This window comes from Coleofasciculus sp. E2-BRE-01 (assembly GCF_040221695.1).
Lineage (GTDB): Bacteria > Cyanobacteriota > Cyanobacteriia > Cyanobacteriales > Coleofasciculaceae > Coleofasciculus.
The window spans coordinates 36,041-50,761 of record NZ_JAVKEA010000200.1; the positions used below are offsets into that span (position 1 = coordinate 36,041).

Annotated in this window: 15 protein-coding genes; 9 read left to right on the top strand and 6 right to left on the bottom strand. The window is 43.7% G+C overall.

Translation table 11 applies throughout. The features are described from left to right. The first annotated feature begins 34 nt into the window (after positions 1-34). From RIG66_RS25415 to RIG66_RS25445, 7 genes are all read left to right on the top strand, one after another. Positions 35-2,188: a calcium-binding protein gene (locus RIG66_RS25415; protein ID WP_446381564.1), complete on the top strand. Its 2,154-nt coding sequence runs from the start codon at positions 35-37 to the stop codon at positions 2,186-2,188. 283 nt (positions 2,189-2,471) lie between these two features. Continuing rightward, a complete protein-coding gene (locus tag RIG66_RS25420; RefSeq protein WP_446381566.1) occupies positions 2,472-3,680 on the top strand; it encodes an ABC exporter membrane fusion protein in 1,209 nt (402 codons plus the stop codon). Between the two features lie 56 nt (positions 3,681-3,736). Further along, entirely contained in the window at positions 3,737-4,891 is a 1,155-nt protein-coding gene (devC, locus tag RIG66_RS25425; RefSeq protein ID WP_446381568.1) for an ABC transporter permease DevC, read from the top strand. A 336-nt stretch (positions 4,892-5,227) separates the two neighbouring features. After that, the gene (gene urtE / locus RIG66_RS25430; RefSeq protein ID WP_446381863.1) at positions 5,228-5,929 is read left to right on the top strand and encodes an urea ABC transporter ATP-binding subunit UrtE; all 702 of its coding nucleotides are present in this window, start codon (positions 5,228-5,230) and stop codon (positions 5,927-5,929) included. Positions 5,930-6,198: 269 nt separating this feature from the next. Continuing rightward, a complete protein-coding gene (locus RIG66_RS25435) occupies positions 6,199-7,977 on the top strand; it encodes an ATP-binding protein (protein WP_446381570.1) in 1,779 nt (592 codons plus the stop codon). 142 nt (positions 7,978-8,119) lie between these two features. Next, positions 8,120-8,368, top strand: coding sequence for a hypothetical protein (locus tag RIG66_RS25440; RefSeq protein ID WP_446381571.1), 249 nt, complete (start codon positions 8,120-8,122; stop codon positions 8,366-8,368). 391 nt (positions 8,369-8,759) lie between these two features. Further along, entirely contained in the window at positions 8,760-9,254 is a 495-nt protein-coding gene (locus tag RIG66_RS25445) for a gluconokinase (protein WP_446381573.1), read from the top strand. Between the two features lie 141 nt (positions 9,255-9,395). Here the strand turns inward: RIG66_RS25445 and RIG66_RS25450 are convergent, their stop codons facing one another. From RIG66_RS25450 to RIG66_RS25465, 4 genes are all read right to left on the bottom strand, one after another. After that, the gene (locus RIG66_RS25450; RefSeq protein ID WP_446381575.1) at positions 9,396-10,238 is read right to left on the bottom strand and encodes a hypothetical protein; all 843 of its coding nucleotides are present in this window, start codon (positions 10,236-10,238) and stop codon (positions 9,396-9,398) included. 89 nt (positions 10,239-10,327) lie between these two features. Further along, on the bottom strand, positions 10,328-10,717 hold the full coding sequence (locus RIG66_RS25455) for an alr0857 family protein (protein ID WP_446381577.1): 390 nt from the start codon (positions 10,715-10,717) through the stop codon (positions 10,328-10,330). Positions 10,718-10,733: 16 nt separating this feature from the next. Beyond that, positions 10,734-11,252: an HNH endonuclease gene (locus RIG66_RS25460; RefSeq protein ID WP_446381579.1), complete on the bottom strand. Its 519-nt coding sequence runs from the start codon at positions 11,250-11,252 to the stop codon at positions 10,734-10,736. An 82-nt stretch (positions 11,253-11,334) separates the two neighbouring features. Next, a complete protein-coding gene (locus tag RIG66_RS25465; protein ID WP_446381581.1) occupies positions 11,335-11,571 on the bottom strand; it encodes a hypothetical protein in 237 nt (78 codons plus the stop codon). Between the two features lie 80 nt (positions 11,572-11,651). Between RIG66_RS25465 and RIG66_RS25470 the strand changes: the two genes are divergently transcribed. Both RIG66_RS25470 and RIG66_RS25475 read left to right on the top strand, forming a co-directional pair. After that, positions 11,652-12,017 (top strand): hypothetical protein, encoded by a 366-nt coding sequence (locus RIG66_RS25470; RefSeq protein WP_446381583.1) that lies wholly within the window; start codon positions 11,652-11,654, stop codon positions 12,015-12,017. A 276-nt stretch (positions 12,018-12,293) separates the two neighbouring features. Continuing rightward, positions 12,294-12,947, top strand: coding sequence for a CPBP family intramembrane glutamic endopeptidase (locus RIG66_RS25475; RefSeq protein WP_446381585.1), 654 nt, complete (start codon positions 12,294-12,296; stop codon positions 12,945-12,947). A 136-nt stretch (positions 12,948-13,083) separates the two neighbouring features. On the opposite strand, the gene RIG66_RS25480 is transcribed toward RIG66_RS25475, so the two are convergent. Continuing rightward, positions 13,084-14,070: a sulfite exporter TauE/SafE family protein gene (locus tag RIG66_RS25480; RefSeq protein WP_446381587.1), complete on the bottom strand. Its 987-nt coding sequence runs from the start codon at positions 14,068-14,070 to the stop codon at positions 13,084-13,086. Positions 14,071-14,196: 126 nt separating this feature from the next. Next, the gene (locus RIG66_RS25485; protein WP_446381589.1) at positions 14,197-14,616 is read right to left on the bottom strand and encodes an acyl-CoA thioesterase; all 420 of its coding nucleotides are present in this window, start codon (positions 14,614-14,616) and stop codon (positions 14,197-14,199) included. Between the last annotated feature and the right edge of the window lie 105 nt (positions 14,617-14,721).

Sequence of the window (14,721 nt, forward strand, 5' to 3'; positions counted from 1 at the left end):
ATTATTCCAACTCAAATTTTTAGGAGTTTTAGCTATGACTTTACGCGATGAATTAGTAAAAAATAGATTCAAGGGCATTCAAATTAGCGATTCCCCTGATGTATACGTGGGTGGATCTGGGAATAGCGCAGATTTTCTCCAGGGGGATCGAGGAGGTACTCCGAGAAGAATAACAGTTTGTGTCCTGGAAGGTCCCTTTGGTATATGCCTAAGAAGAGAAACTATAGAACTGCCTAACACCGCTAATGACTTTATATTTGGTTTTGGGGGCAACGACACTCTTTTAGGTGACACTGGTAACGACATCCTTTTTGGGGATGGTGTTGCTGTTAACGAAGAGGGAATTGACGGTAATGACTTTATCGATGGTCAGGGAGGCAATGACATCATCATTGGTGGCGGAGCTAATGACAGTCTTTTTGGTGGCGATGGCAACGATATCCTGAGCGGCGACTACTTACTCGGCTATCAGACTACTATCCCCATCAACATCGGAGACCTAGTCAATTTCAACCTCCGTATCGGCGGCACTGGCAACGAGGGTAACGACTTCATCTCTGGGGGAGCTGGTGACGACATTGCAATTGGCGATCGAGGTAATGATACGATTAATGGCGATGAGGGTAATGATTCTCTCATCGGTAGCGCTGATGATGACATCATCAATGGCGGAGATGGAGACGATATAATTATTGGCGACTATTTAGTTCCAGAAGGCTTTTCAATATCGTTACCTGACGGAGATCCACTCATTATTGATTTAGGTCCCACGGGTAACGACACACTATCAGGTGGTGCCGGCAACGATGTCATCTCAGGCGATGATGGTATCGACACAGTGACTTACGCTCAAGATCCGGGGGGAGTTACAGTCACTTTGGGTCTTCTATTTATTCCGGGAGTTGGTACTGCTCAAGATGGTTTTGGTGGCAATGACCTTCTGTTCGGCATCGAGAACATCATTGGTTCCTCATTTAATGACACGCTCACAGGTGACTCAGTAGGCAACGTTATTACCGCAGGCGCAGGTGATGACAAGGTCTCAGCAGGTGGAGGTAACGATACCGTTACAGGCGGAGCAGGCAATGACTTCTTAGACGGTCATGATGGCAATGATGTGTTGAATAGTGGTGAAGGTGATGATACTGCACTAGGAGGTGGAGGTGATGACACTCTTATCGGTGGAGCGGGTAATGACTTCTTGGACGGTCATGGTGGCGATGATGTATTGAATGGAGGCAAGGGAGCCGATATTCTTGTCGGTGGGTTGTTTGGCCGCGACACAGCGTCCTATTCTACTTCAGATATCGGGGTAGAGGTAAGTTTAACCACTGGTACAGGTAGTTCTGGCGATGCAAGAGGAGACTGGCTGATTGATATTGAAAACCTCGAAGGATCAACCTTTGGAGATATCCTCTGGGGTAACATATTCAATAACAAAATCTCTGGATTAGGAGGCGATGATAAAATTGCTGGCGAAGCTGGAGATGATTCACTTAATGGTCAACTAGGCGACGATTTCCTGTTCGGTGGATTAGGAAATGACGAACTCTTCGGTGAACAAGGAAGGGATGTACTCTTTGGTGAAGCAGGAAATGACCAACTTTTTGGTGGCGATGACCTCGACGAATTAGATGGTGGTGCAGGCGACGATCGCCTCTTCGGTGAAGCAGGTAACGATCGACTTTTCGGTCAAGAAGGTAAGGATCAACTTTTTGGCGGCACTGGCAATGACACCATAGACGGCGGAGCCAATGTAGATATTCTCTGGGGTGACGGAGGCGACGATATCTTACTAGGAAAAGCCGGAAATGATGATCTTGACGGTGGTGATGGCAACGACGAACTCGACGGTGGTAAAGGTGATGATATCTTAGACGGAGGCAGCGGTCTAAATACACTCAAAGGCGGCACAGGTAGCGATTTGTTTGTACTCACTGATTTTGGAGGAGGAATTATTCCCAATGATGTTAACACCATTCTCGATTTTGAAGTGGGCAAAGATCTTTTGGGATTAAAAGGTGGTTTGTCTTTTGGACAGCTCGGAATTTCCCAACAAGCAAACAACACTATTATCTCTGTTGCCCGTCAGACCATACCTTTCTTACCCCCCATTGCCGTTCCCATAGCCATACTCTCAGATGTAGAAGCTAATACTCTCACGGCTCAAAACTTCGTTGCTGTCTAAGTTTGACTTTACCCATTCAAGCATCATAGCCCAGGGGATCGGGTCAGATATTCCAGAAAAGCACGGGAGATTTTCACCCTGTCGGAACCTCCGTCCGACAGGGCAGAAGTACAATACCACAGGATTGGGGGTAGTTTAAAAGTCCCCCTAATCAATTAAAACACCCCACGCAGCATCTCATCAAATTTTTATGTCAGGATAGTTTCAGTGTTTGACGACGAGCGTAATTTCCAAAAACTGACAAAAGAGGGTTAATTAAAGATGGAAACTCAGTCAACGACTTATGAAGCCTGACTTGATCTCAGAAACTAAACCACTTTTGAAACCATCAGGACGATGGACTATCATTGCCGCAGTTATCGCCGCTCTAGTCTTTAGCGGAGCCGCTCTCTACTATGTCTTTCACATCCAACGCAGTTCTTCAGTCTCCTCATCAACTCTTGCCAAAGTCACTCCCTCAATTAGAGCTGTTTCCGCTTTAGGATATTTAAGACCAGAAGGAGAAGTCATTTACTTATCTGCTCCTACTGCTCTTAATGGATTAGGAGCAAGTCGAGTGGCTAAACTTCTAGTGAAAGAAGGCGACAAAGTTAAAACAGGGCAAGTAATCGCTATTCTAGATAACCATGAAAACTTAAAAGCGGCTCTGCAATTGGCTCAAGAACAAGTCAAAGTTGCCCAAGCCAATCTTGCTACAGTAAAAGCTGGAGCAAAAACAGGAGAACTTGAAGCTCAAAAAGCAACTATTGCGCGTTTAGAACTTGAATTGCAGGGGCAACTTAGCGCCCAAGATAAAATAATTGCGCGTTTAGAGGCGGAATTGAACAACAGTCAAACAGAATATCAACGTTATCGCCAGTTATTCCAAAATGGTGCAGTTACAGCCTCCCAATTAGATAATAAGCAGCTTACAATGACAATTGTTCAAGAGCAGCTAAATGAGGCTAAAGTTAATCGAAACCGGATTGAAGCGACTTTTCAAGAGCAAATCAAGGCAGCCCAAGCAACCCTGAACCAGATTGCTGAGATCCGTCCTACTGATGTGCAGGCGGCTCAAGCTGAAATTGACAGGGCGATCGCTAATGTTACTAAAACTAAAGCAGATTTAGATCTAGCTTATATCCGAGCGCCTCTAGACGGACAAATCTTAAAAATTAATACGAGACCTGGAGAAGTAGTTAGCAGTAAAGGGATTGTTGCTTTAGGACAAACCCAGCAAATGAATGTAGTTGCAGAAGTTTATGAATTAGATGTTAGCAAAGTACGAACGGGTCAAAAAGCGACTATTACTAGCAATGCCTTTTCCGGTAAACTTTACGGAACCGTCACTCAAATCGGTCTACAGGTTAATCCCCAAGATGTTTTAAGCACCGATCCAACAGCAGACGTAAATTCGAGAATTGTTGAAGTAAAAATTAGTCTATATCCCAAATCTAGTCAAAAAGTTTCTGCTTTTACTAATTTGCAAGTTAATGTGATAATTCACATCTAAATTACCGTTAAAAATAATTTACTAATAATCGTCATCATTCATACTTTCATAAAATAATGCTTAATATACCTCTAGCCTGGCTGCAACTTAGACGAGAAAAAATTCGCCTGCTTATTGCTTTAGCAGGCATTGCTTTTGCTGTGATTCTCATGTTTATGCAATTGGGATTTCAAGCCGCCCTCTATGATAGCGCCACACGATTTCATCAAAATTTGCAAGGAGACTTAATTTTAATCAGTACTCGTTCTAAGTCTCTCGGTTATATGAGAACCTTTTCTTGGCGTCGTTTATATCAAATTTTAAGCTTCGATGAGATTGAAGAAATTGCTCCAATATATGTTGGCTTTGCCGACTGGAAAAATCCTTATAATGGAAATTATAGAGCCATCTATGTTTATGGCTTTGAGCTAGGCACTTCAGTCTTTAAACTTCCTGAAGTTAGTCAGAACCTAGATAAACTTCAACTCAAGGAAAATATTTTGTTTGATCGAGCTTCTCGCGCCGAATATGGACCTATTGCTAAAGTATTCGAGCAGAGAAAATCCATGACTACGGAGTTAAGTGGAAAAAGAGTCAACGTCATTGGTCTGTTTACCTTAGGACCTTCTTTTGGAGCTGATGGAAATGTGATCGTGAATGACTCAAATTTTCTCCGTTTATTTTCTGCTTACCGAAAATTAGGAGAAATTGACATTGGAGTTATTCAGCTTAAACCTCATGCAAATGCAGAAGACGTTATAAAAAAAATAGAAAATAGCTTGCCTAACGATGTTAAAATAATGACCAAGCAGGGCTTTGTTGATTTTGAAAAAAACTACTGGAAAACAAGTACATCAATTGGTTTTATCTTCACTTTAGGCGTCGGAATGGGATTTATTGTAGGGACGGTCATCGTTTATCAAATTCTTTATACAGATGTTTCCAGTCATTTAGCAGAATATTCAACATTAAAAGCCATGGGATATAAAAATTTATATTTGCAATTAGTGGTTTTTCAAGAAGCAATTATCTTGTCTATTTTGGGTTACATTCCAGGATTTTCTCTCTCTTTAGGATTGTACGATTTAACACAGAGAGCTACATTTCTACCTATTGAGATGCAGTCCGACCGCGCTTTACTCGTGATGATTTTAACAATAGTGATGTGTTCTATATCTGGCTTAATTGCTATGCGTAGACTGTATCAAGCTGATCCAGCGGATCTTTTTTGAAATTTCCGCTTCTTCAGTACCTCTAAAATATTGGGCTTTAGACTAATGTCACAGATAGGGGTAATTTGACAAAAATGTCAAATTAGGCTTTGCTAGGGAGCGCTGCTGCCGGATCAAAATCTCATTATATTATATTTATAAAATTATAACTTAAACTGGGAAATTAAAACTTTTACTTATGTTAGCTCCAACCTAAAACAGTACCTCAACTTGGCACTCCTCAACAATTTTTGAGCGATGCTGCACTAAACTAAGAATACTAATCCAAAGCTTCTAGCTATGAATCAAACTGACCAAGTAATATCTAAAATCGATCATCAATCCTCAACTCAGCTAATGCTGCAAATTAGGGATGTGAATGTTTACTATGGCGAAAGTCACATCCTGCGGGATGTAGATTTAAGTGTACCCGTCGGACAAATGGTTTGCCTGATTGGACGTAATGGCGTAGGCAAAACAACATTATTGAAAACGATTATGGGGTTGCTCAAACCTCGAACAGGTACAATTACCTTCGCCGAGCAACCGATTACCCATAAATCCCCTGATCAACGGGCAAAATTAGGCATTGGTTATGTTCCCCAAGGGCGGGAGATTATTCCGCGCTTAACGGTAAAAGAAAATCTGTTGCTGGGGTTAGAAGCCTGTCGTCGGGGTAGAGGGAACAAAGCCGAGATTCCTGAAGAGATTTTCAGCTTATTCCCCGTGTTAGAATCCATGCTATCTCGCATGGGCGGAGATTTAAGTGGAGGACAACAGCAACAACTTGCGATCGCGCGGGCGTTAATGGGGAAACCTCGATTACTGGTGTTGGATGAACCCACCGAAGGAATTCAACCTTCGATTATCCTAGAAATTGAAGCCGCTATCCGCCAGATTGTCAAGTCTACAGGCATTTCTGTGCTGCTGGTGGAACAGCATCTGCATTTTGTGCGACAAGCGGATTGGTACTACGCGATGCAAAAGGGAGGTATTGTCGCATCAGGTTCAACTAGCGAATTGAGTCAGCAGGTGATTCAGCGCTTTTTGGCGGTTTAGTTTTAGGGAACAGGGAACAGGGGGAGATGAGGGAGACGAGGGAGATGGGGGAGATAGGGGAGATGAGGGAGATGGGGAAGATAGGGGAGATGAGGGAGATAGGGGAGATGGGGGAGATGGGGAAGCAAACGACGAATGACAAATGACGAATGACAAATGACGAATGACTGAAACACCAGATTCACAGGATTGACATCTAAAAATTTTACCTTGGAAAGGCAAAGGGTGCTTTGTCTATAGTAAAACCATGACAGTATCGCATTTGCCTTATGCATCACTCAGAATCGGGTATTTTTTCTAACCATCCAAATGTCGCGACTCCTTCCCCGTCATCGCGTCGCTTTCGTCTGTTTGTTAATCCTGGAGTCTGGATCAATCATATCAGCCGTCGTTGGAGTATTCATCAAAAAATTGGTTCTGGCTATTTTTTAGCGGTGAGTATTGCTGTCTTTGGAACAGCGACAGGATTAATCGTGGGAGAACATTATGATGATCGCGCCAGAGAGTCATTAGAAATTACCCAGGAACGCCTGGATCTTATGGAGGATTTAGAAAAATCATTTTTTGGTATTAAATTATACCAAGAACGGTTAAGATATTTGTCCTTAAATCAAACTATCAAAGTTGAAAATGTTATTGAATTAAATGAAAATCTAATCAAAGCTAATAGTCAATTATCAAAATTACAATCCCATTTAAATAATAATCGCAAATTACCCATCGGTTATTCCAGTTCCACTGTCCAGTCTCAAGCCCTGTTGAATGATTGCGATCGGGATTTAAATATATATCATCAAACTGTCCGCTCTCTTTTAGAAAAAATTAATTCGGAAACGATTACGATTACTCAGGCTCAAACCATTAAGTCATTTTTGCTGACAAACTTGAAGGAGGAATTAATTCCCCAATTTGAAACAATTTCCGCTAATTTAGACAAAATTGTTCGCTTAACTGAAATTCAACAACAGCAGGCAAAGGCGAAATTTAAAGAAGCCAAGATATTACGGGCTAGCATCATTGCGGGGAGTATGATGCTATCGATAGGAATTGCCGCTGTTTTAGCCATCTATACCAGTCGCGCGATCGCACGTCCAATTCAATCCGTAACCCGCGTCGCCGAACAAGCCACTCAGGATGGTAATTTTGACCTGCAAGCCCCCGTCATGACTGAAGATGAAATTGGCGTATTAGCCACATCTCTGAATCATCTTATTCAACGAGTCGCTACACAAATTCGGGACTTACAACAAGCCCAAGTGCAACTGATTCAAAGTGAAAAGATGTCTAGTTTAGGACGTATGGTAGCTGGACTTGCCCATGAAATCAATAATCCGGTTAATTTTATTTATGGCAATCTGACGTATGTCCAAGATTATACCCATGATCTTCTCGAACTCTTACATCTCTATCAGCAGCAGTATCCCCAGCCTTCAGCGGAGATTCAACGGAAACTTGACGACATAGATTTGCAATTTATTCGTGAAGATTTACCCAAAATTATGAACTCCATGCAAGTGGGAAGCGAACGCATTCGCCAAATCATTTTATCCTTGCGAAACTTCTCTCGCCTTGATGAAGCCGAAATGAAACGAGTTGATCTTCACGAAGGAATTGATAATACACTTTTAATTTTAAATTCTCGTCTGACTCAGAATATTAAAGTGATCAAGCAGTATGGACAAATCCCTTTAATTGAGTGCTATCCAGCACAACTTAATCAAGTGTTCATGAATATTATCAACAATGCCATCGATGAACTGAATGTTGAATCAGGTTTGGCGAAACGACAGATTTTAATTCAAACCCAGCACGTTAATTCTAATCAGGTCGAAATCACAATTCAGGATACAGGTTCGGGGATTCCTCCAAACATAAAACCTACAATATTCGACCCCTTTTTCACTACCAAGCCCGTTGGACAAGGAACAGGGATGGGTTTGGCTATATCCTATCAGATTATTGAGAAACATCAGGGGAAAATAAAGGTAATTTCAGAATTGGGTCAAGGTTCAGAGTTTATCGTCAGTTTACCGATTAAGTCGGGGTAATTCCGTAGATTATACAGTATGCTCTCACCGATAACTATAAGTTCTCAGTAGATCCACGGTTTCGTTGAACTGGTATGATTCCTATAATCTTCCTAGTTATATGAGGAACAGTAAAACGATGTATGAACGCGACATAATACCAATGAACAATCAATCTAGTCCTGTAGATACCGTTTGGCAAGCAGCGAATACCCTATCAACAGAGGAAAAAGCGGAACTGGTAGAACGGTTACTGGATCAAGAATCGGGGTTAATTGTCATATCCGCCACCAGTCATCTGGCTGACTATATCATCGCTCAGACTAACCTCTTATCCCGAACAGGTTTGGCGTATGTATGGAGAGCGATCGCGAATCGGATGATTGGCGAAGAACATGATCCTTGGGGTTAACTATGCGACTCCAACACGTTAGGAAAATCACCACGATTCAGGGTGCTATTCTGGTGATTGAAATCAGGGAATGGGAAAGACTGGATATCCAACCCAGTAGGGGCGCATAGCGATGCGCCCATTCCCCATAACAATAAGTGGGTGGACACAATTAAAGTTAACGGTTGAGATTAGGGAACAGGGAACACCTCGACTTACCTCGGCTTCGCTCGGTAACACGCTCGGTGTGTCACAGGGAACAGGGAACAGTAAGGGTTTGAGGCTTGTTTACATGACTTAATCTAGTTCAGTTTATTTCCACCAACCTACTTAAACCCTTTCCAAAGATGACCATAATCACCTAATTTGTAGGATAAAAATATAGTTACCCTCAATCATTATAAATTGAGAAATGATTATAGTTGTAATGGGAGTTTCTGGCTCTGGCAAATCTAGAGTAGGTCAAGCCTTAGCTCAACGCTTAGAATGGCAATTTCGGGATGCTGATGACTTTCATACTCAAGCCGCAAAAGAGAAAATGAAACAGGCAATACCCCTCAACGATCAACACAGACAACCTTGGTTAGAGGCGATGCGATCAGCAATGGATCAGTGGATAATGGCAGGTAAAAATACAGTATTAGCCTGTTCAGCGCTTAAGTCAAGTTATCGTCAAGTTTTACATCTTCAAGATTCACAAGCCCAGTTTATTTACCTAAAAGGTAGCTTTGAACTCATTTATGAGCGGCTTAAACATCGCCAGCACCACTTTATGAAGGAAAGCCTGCTACGCAGTCAGTTTGAAACCTTAGAAGAACCGACTCCCTCTGAAGCTATCCACATTGACGCTTCCCAATCTCCAGAGGTAATTATTCAGAGCGTGATCAATCAGTTGAACCTGGAGTAAATTTTGTTGATCGTTTCTTGTTCATTCTGTTCTCTGCTCCCTCTGCTCCCAGACGTGCCATGGCACGTCTCTACATTGCTCCCTCTGCTCCCTCTGCTCCCCCTGCTCTATAACCCCACCACAAAACTTATTCAGCAACCCCTAATTACCCCCATTTCCCGGCGAACAATCGGGTAACTCACTAGCGGGAACTACTGAATCGGAACTGGCAAATCCTTGCAATTTTTGTTTATAATCAAGTAACTGTTGCCGAACCTCTTGGGAGTCAATCTGACCGATCATCCGATTGATCACATTAATCGCTTGTGACCAGCTTTGAGTACAGACAGCTTGTCGCAATTGGGCATTGAGGTTAGCTGAAGGGGGACTAACTGTTCCGGTAGCACCTTCCGGAGTAACTGTTCCGGTGGCTCCTCCCGCGAGTCGGAAGGAATTAAAAAAGCCCTGAATACTCTTTTGCAAGTATTTTTCTTTGGACGTACCGACTCCTAATAAATAGACCCGTTGATTGACTAAATAAAGCCGATATCTACCAACAACACCTTCAGAGTGCTGCATTCTAAATGCTTTGCCAGAATAATTATTTAAATTAATCGCTTGCTGATTTAATAGTTGACCCGCCATACTTTCGGATAATCCCAGCACTACTCCGGTTAAAAACTCATTGATTTGACCCGAAGTTTGGATCATAGTGCTAAAATCCCCCGGTAAATCAAAGTAAGCCACCAAATAGTTCGCTTCGTTGGGACGTTCAACAGTAAATGCCTTCAAGTCCAGTGGAGCTAATTCAGTGTTGATTGTGTCCTGTTCTTGGCGAGGTGTACCGGGCATTAAGACAGTGAAATTGCCTTCGGCTGAGGAGAAGGGTTTCCAGATGGATTGGGCAACTTGAATCGAGGGTTCAGCCCGCCCGATTCCCGGTGTTGCCGATCCACTCACCAGCAAGGTGGTGATTAAGAATGGGAGTAGTACCTTGGTATTCATGACTCTATTTATTTGGCAAGGTTATCAGCCTCACTTTAGCCGAAAAAGACGTATACAGAAAAGGCGCACTGTCAGTAGTGCGCCCTCGCTTATTCATTGGTAACAGAGGCATAAGTTTGAGACTCCTGCCACAGTTTGCAGAGAAAGAACTCGGTGCGATCGCTCAGCTTGACCACAAAGACACCCTCTTCACCCTGGGGATTAGATGTCATCCAAGTGCCTTTCAGGGTGACTTCGATATAATCAGCATCGCAAATCGACAGAGAAATCTCATCGATTATTTGTTGCCGAACCGCCTTTTCTAAGTCAGCCAAGTGAGGCATATCCACAGGCAGTAAAAACGAGGCGGTGCTAGATTCGACCCAGAGGCTGGACGCGGCTCGTAGAGCCAACATGACTCGTGCCGTCACCCATTCCTCTAGAGACCCCGCTAGACGCTCTAGGTAAAAGCTATTTTCGGTGTAGGTAAGTTTCAGCATGACCTGATATCTCCTATTATTCCAGGTGGACGTGCTGTTGGCGCCAGAACTGTTCGGCAAATGCCACAGTGGGATGCATAGGCGCTTTGGGCTGGGTGAGTAGCGTCATTCCCGCTTGCTCAGGCGTGCGATCGCCTTTTCGACTATTGCACCGTTCGCAGGCAGTAACTACATTGTCCCAACGATGGTTTCCGCCCTTAGAGCGGGGGATAACATGGTCGAGGGTGAGCCGTTTTGGGCTACCACAGTATTGGCAACAATGCTTATCCCGACGCAAGACTTCACGGCGATTTACGGGCGGGACTTTCCAGACGCGATCGCTATTGGCTTTGGTCAAGCGAATCTGTTCGGGAACCAGTAAGACTAAGCTGGGTGAATGCACCGGATATCCTTGATCACTCAACCAATCTAACGGTTCAGCTTTCCCCGTAACCAAAAGCGTCACCGCCCGCTTCATGTTGACTCGACTGAGGGGTAGGTAGTTCTTGGAGAACACCACCACTGAACGCCTTAATCCGTCAGTTACACTCGTCACGCTTTTTACTCCTTGGTATAAGAAACCCCGCTGCTGTTTGAGTCAGAGCGGGGGATTTGAAAAACGGTATGGTTTTCTTGTCCTATATCGGTACGGCTTGGATGCGCCTGTACCTCCCGCTGTTGTGATCCAGTTTTGGATTGATGGTTGTTAAATGCTCGGCGTCAGAATTAAAGAGGGTTTCAATTTGGACTGTACCCTGTTCTATCCGGCGATATCCATCCCCAATAAAAAACTCCACCGACAAACCTGCTGACTGCCAATCGCCGAGGCGACTGGTATCAGAGCAAGTGGTGGAGAGGGATAAATGAATGCTCACAGGAGGTAATTTGTTTCAATACTGCTTTTTAAATACTACACTTGTATTACGAACCTGTCCACATTATTGAGGAAAAAAACATGATACGTGCCATTCCTAAGACTTCAACCACTGACATGGAAGTCACCAGCATCCGCTTGGAGAGGGAGTTAAAGGAGAAGCTCAAGGATCTCTCAGGCAACCAAGGCTATCAAGCTCTGATTCGAGATATCCTCTGGAACTATGTCCAGCATAAGTCGGGGGATTATCGACCCAACTTTTCCGTCTACGATATCAGAGCCAGCATTCGAGCTACCGCCCAGCAAGAAGAGCGGTGTGTACTCACGGGCAAGTTTATTCAACCCCAGGAACCCATGTTATTAGGACTAACGTTTAACGGCGATATGGTACCCCTCAGTCTGGAGAGTATGCCGCAGGAGACATCTAGAGCTAAAGCAGCGCGTTAGGTATCCCCCTATTCAAAATGCCCTATCTGTAGGGACACGACATGTCGTGTCCCTACTAGAGATTTGGAGGCGCTAATCCTAAAAGATATTTCTGATGGCAAGTTGAAGCAAAAATTTAAACGTCGCTCTAGTAAAAATAGTTCTCATCAGCAACTTATGATTAAATTGGGTTTGGATTAGGGGCAAGCTAATCTAGCAGGGGGACAGAGGCGCTAAAGATACGGCGAAGCTAATAGAAAAAGATAGGTCAGCGATCGCTTGCTGGAGGGATTACTTGTGTCTAAACTCAGATGGCTACAACAAATAAAAGTATTGAAACCAGAAATCTGGCTATTGTTCATTGCTTTTGTCATGCCCTCTCTGCTGCTCTATTCAGATTTTTTGACCAGACAGTTTTTCTTTCTCACTCTAGGCGGCTTTCCAACAGTCGTCATGATGATCTATGTGTCTATCAACAGAGTTGCTCCACATAAACTAGGGCTTTCGCTAGAGCTTTCATCAGTACGCGAGATACTGCCCTCTACTTTGTCCCTACTTCTGTTAGGTTGGATATTTTTGGCTTTGCTCCCTTGGTTTTTCGGTTACCCTCGTTCTCTGTATCTAGAGTTCGGTTACTATGGCTGGTATTTTGGCATGTCGGTATTTCAAGAGCTGGTATGGAGAGGATTCGCTTTCCTGATTTTAGAAAAAATAATTGGCTCTCATGAGAGAGCTGTGATACTTTGCTCTGCCAGTCTTTTTGCGTTCTCTCACATTTACTTTCGTAGTGTTTTAATCGTTGCTGGAACCTGGCTGTTGGGCTGGTTATGGGGAAAAAATTACTGGAAGTTCAGAAGTATTTCTGGTCCTGTAGTTGCCCACTATCTTGTGGGGTTTCCTTTTATTCTCTTCAACTACATGGGGGGTAATCAGAGTTGGAGTCTATTCTGACACCTGTGTTATGCTCTTTGCACTTTGGCGTGGTGAGGATGTCATAGGCAATAGTGAAGAAAAACACTTACTCATCAAGGGATTGAGCGATTTGAACTTTTCTTCAATTATATTTTTACAGATTTCGCCATAATGTTTACAAATGAGCAGAGGAGTTGGGTAATTCATATCGTTGGGTACGATACATCCAATAATTCAGGGCTGAGAAGATAATCAGTGAGATGAAGCTCGAATAAATGACAATTGGACTTAAGGGAATCAGCAGAATCGAGGAAACCATCTCAATAACGATGAGTCCAATCAAAGTATTGGCAATGGTTTGACGATGTAAGCGACTGCAAAACATGGCACCGAGGGGAGCGCCAACGACAACGACGGGAATGGCAGCTAGCCAATAACTCTGTGCTGGATTGGTAAAGTCGTTGAAGACGAAAACCTGTAGAGCAAATCCAGCTATGGCATTAATCGCCATGAGAATAACAGAGGTTGGTGTTGCGACTTTTTCACTGAGGCGAAATAGGAGTACCATGACGGAAAAGGTAAAGATGTCGATGCCATTGCCGACTAAACCACTCATGATTCCGCCTAGGAATCCGGCGATGAATAAGACACTTTGTTCTTTAATTGTCCAGATAGGAAGGGTTAAATGGCAGGTTCTGATTCCTTGATTTAGGGTAAATAAGGTAACGGCGAAACTGGTGAGAATTGCTGTGAATACCATTTTCAGCACAGGTGCAGGTATAATCGGGGCGAGAAAACCAGCACCGAGAAAAATGCCGAGGAAACCGCCTAGACTTCCCCAAAAGATTATCCGCCACTCGACGCGAATTCGGGTGAAGCAAATGGCGATTGTCGCCGCACTCATGCCAACGCTTTGAATTGCCAGGGAAAATATTCTGGCGTCGTGGGGGGAAATATGCAGGAGTTTGGTAAAGACTGGAAATGCCACTGCGCCGCCACCGAGACTGGTTCCGCCTGCAATCATGGAACCAAACATCATGGTTATGGCGATTTGCCAATGGTTGATTAGATGAGTGAAAGCTTGACTGGGAGTGAGTAGGATTAGCCATGTTGTCCAAACCGCGATCACAATTAGCCCAACAATAGTTTTTTTATTGGTCATTTGTCAAAACAGTGATTTCACGGATTTATTGGAGAGATTGAAGTAGGGAGGTGAGAGCTTATTCATACACTGATTACACAGAAAAGTTGCTTCTCTCATCTTGATCTGCCTTCTGCTATTTTATGTTTAATGATAGATTTCTAAGGCTTCTTTGAGTGCAGTGGGTACGGGGATTGGTACGAGTTTGTCTCCTTCTCGTCGCATTGAGGCGGTTTGCTGTTCACCTTTGGCAATAAGTTCCTCGCCTTTGTCGGTAATTCGCCAATATTCAAACAGCATGGTAATCCGATTTTGAGTTAGTGAATCTAGGCGCATACGGATGGCTACGGTGTCGAAGGCGTAAAGTTCACTAAAGTATTCACAGGAGACTTTGACGGTGGCGAGTGCTAAGTCTTGGGAGAGTTGGGTGAGGATTTCTGGGGCGTGATCCCGGAGGAACATTTCCCGACATCGCCCTTGCCAACGGATATGATTGGCGTAGTAGACGTTGCCAACTAGGTTGGTTTCTTCAAAGCTGACGATGTGTTGGTGTTCATAGGTTCGCATGGTTGGATGTTGGGGGAGATGATGTTTTTTTAACGCAGAGGGGCGCAGAGGTTTACGCAGAGGGGCGCAGAGGGTTTGGGCGGGTTTTGAGTTGGGGTTTTTGGG

Bases quoted from the DNA above. Each gene is read 5' to 3' on its own strand.
- RIG66_RS25455 (WP_446381577.1), bottom strand. From the start codon at position 10,717: ATGCTGAAACTTACCTACACCGAAAATAGCTTTTACCTAGAGCGTCTA.
- urtE (WP_446381863.1), top strand. From the start codon at position 5,228: ATGCTGCAAATTAGGGATGTGAATGTTTACTATGGCGAAAGTCACATC.
- RIG66_RS25420 (WP_446381566.1), top strand. From the start codon at position 2,472: ATGAAGCCTGACTTGATCTCAGAAACTAAACCACTTTTGAAACCATCA.
- devC (WP_446381568.1), top strand. From the start codon at position 3,737: ATGCTTAATATACCTCTAGCCTGGCTGCAACTTAGACGAGAAAAAATT.
- RIG66_RS25435 (WP_446381570.1), top strand. From the start codon at position 6,199: ATGCATCACTCAGAATCGGGTATTTTTTCTAACCATCCAAATGTCGCG.
- RIG66_RS25440 (WP_446381571.1), top strand. From the start codon at position 8,120: ATGAACAATCAATCTAGTCCTGTAGATACCGTTTGGCAAGCAGCGAAT.
- RIG66_RS25480 (WP_446381587.1), bottom strand. From the start codon at position 14,070: ATGACCAATAAAAAAACTATTGTTGGGCTAATTGTGATCGCGGTTTGG.
- RIG66_RS25450 (WP_446381575.1), bottom strand. From the start codon at position 10,238: ATGAATACCAAGGTACTACTCCCATTCTTAATCACCACCTTGCTGGTG.
- RIG66_RS25415 (WP_446381564.1), top strand. From the start codon at position 35: ATGACTTTACGCGATGAATTAGTAAAAAATAGATTCAAGGGCATTCAA.
- RIG66_RS25470 (WP_446381583.1), top strand. From the start codon at position 11,652: ATGATACGTGCCATTCCTAAGACTTCAACCACTGACATGGAAGTCACC.
- RIG66_RS25445 (WP_446381573.1), top strand. From the start codon at position 8,760: ATGATTATAGTTGTAATGGGAGTTTCTGGCTCTGGCAAATCTAGAGTA.
- RIG66_RS25485 (WP_446381589.1), bottom strand. From the start codon at position 14,616: ATGCGAACCTATGAACACCAACACATCGTCAGCTTTGAAGAAACCAAC.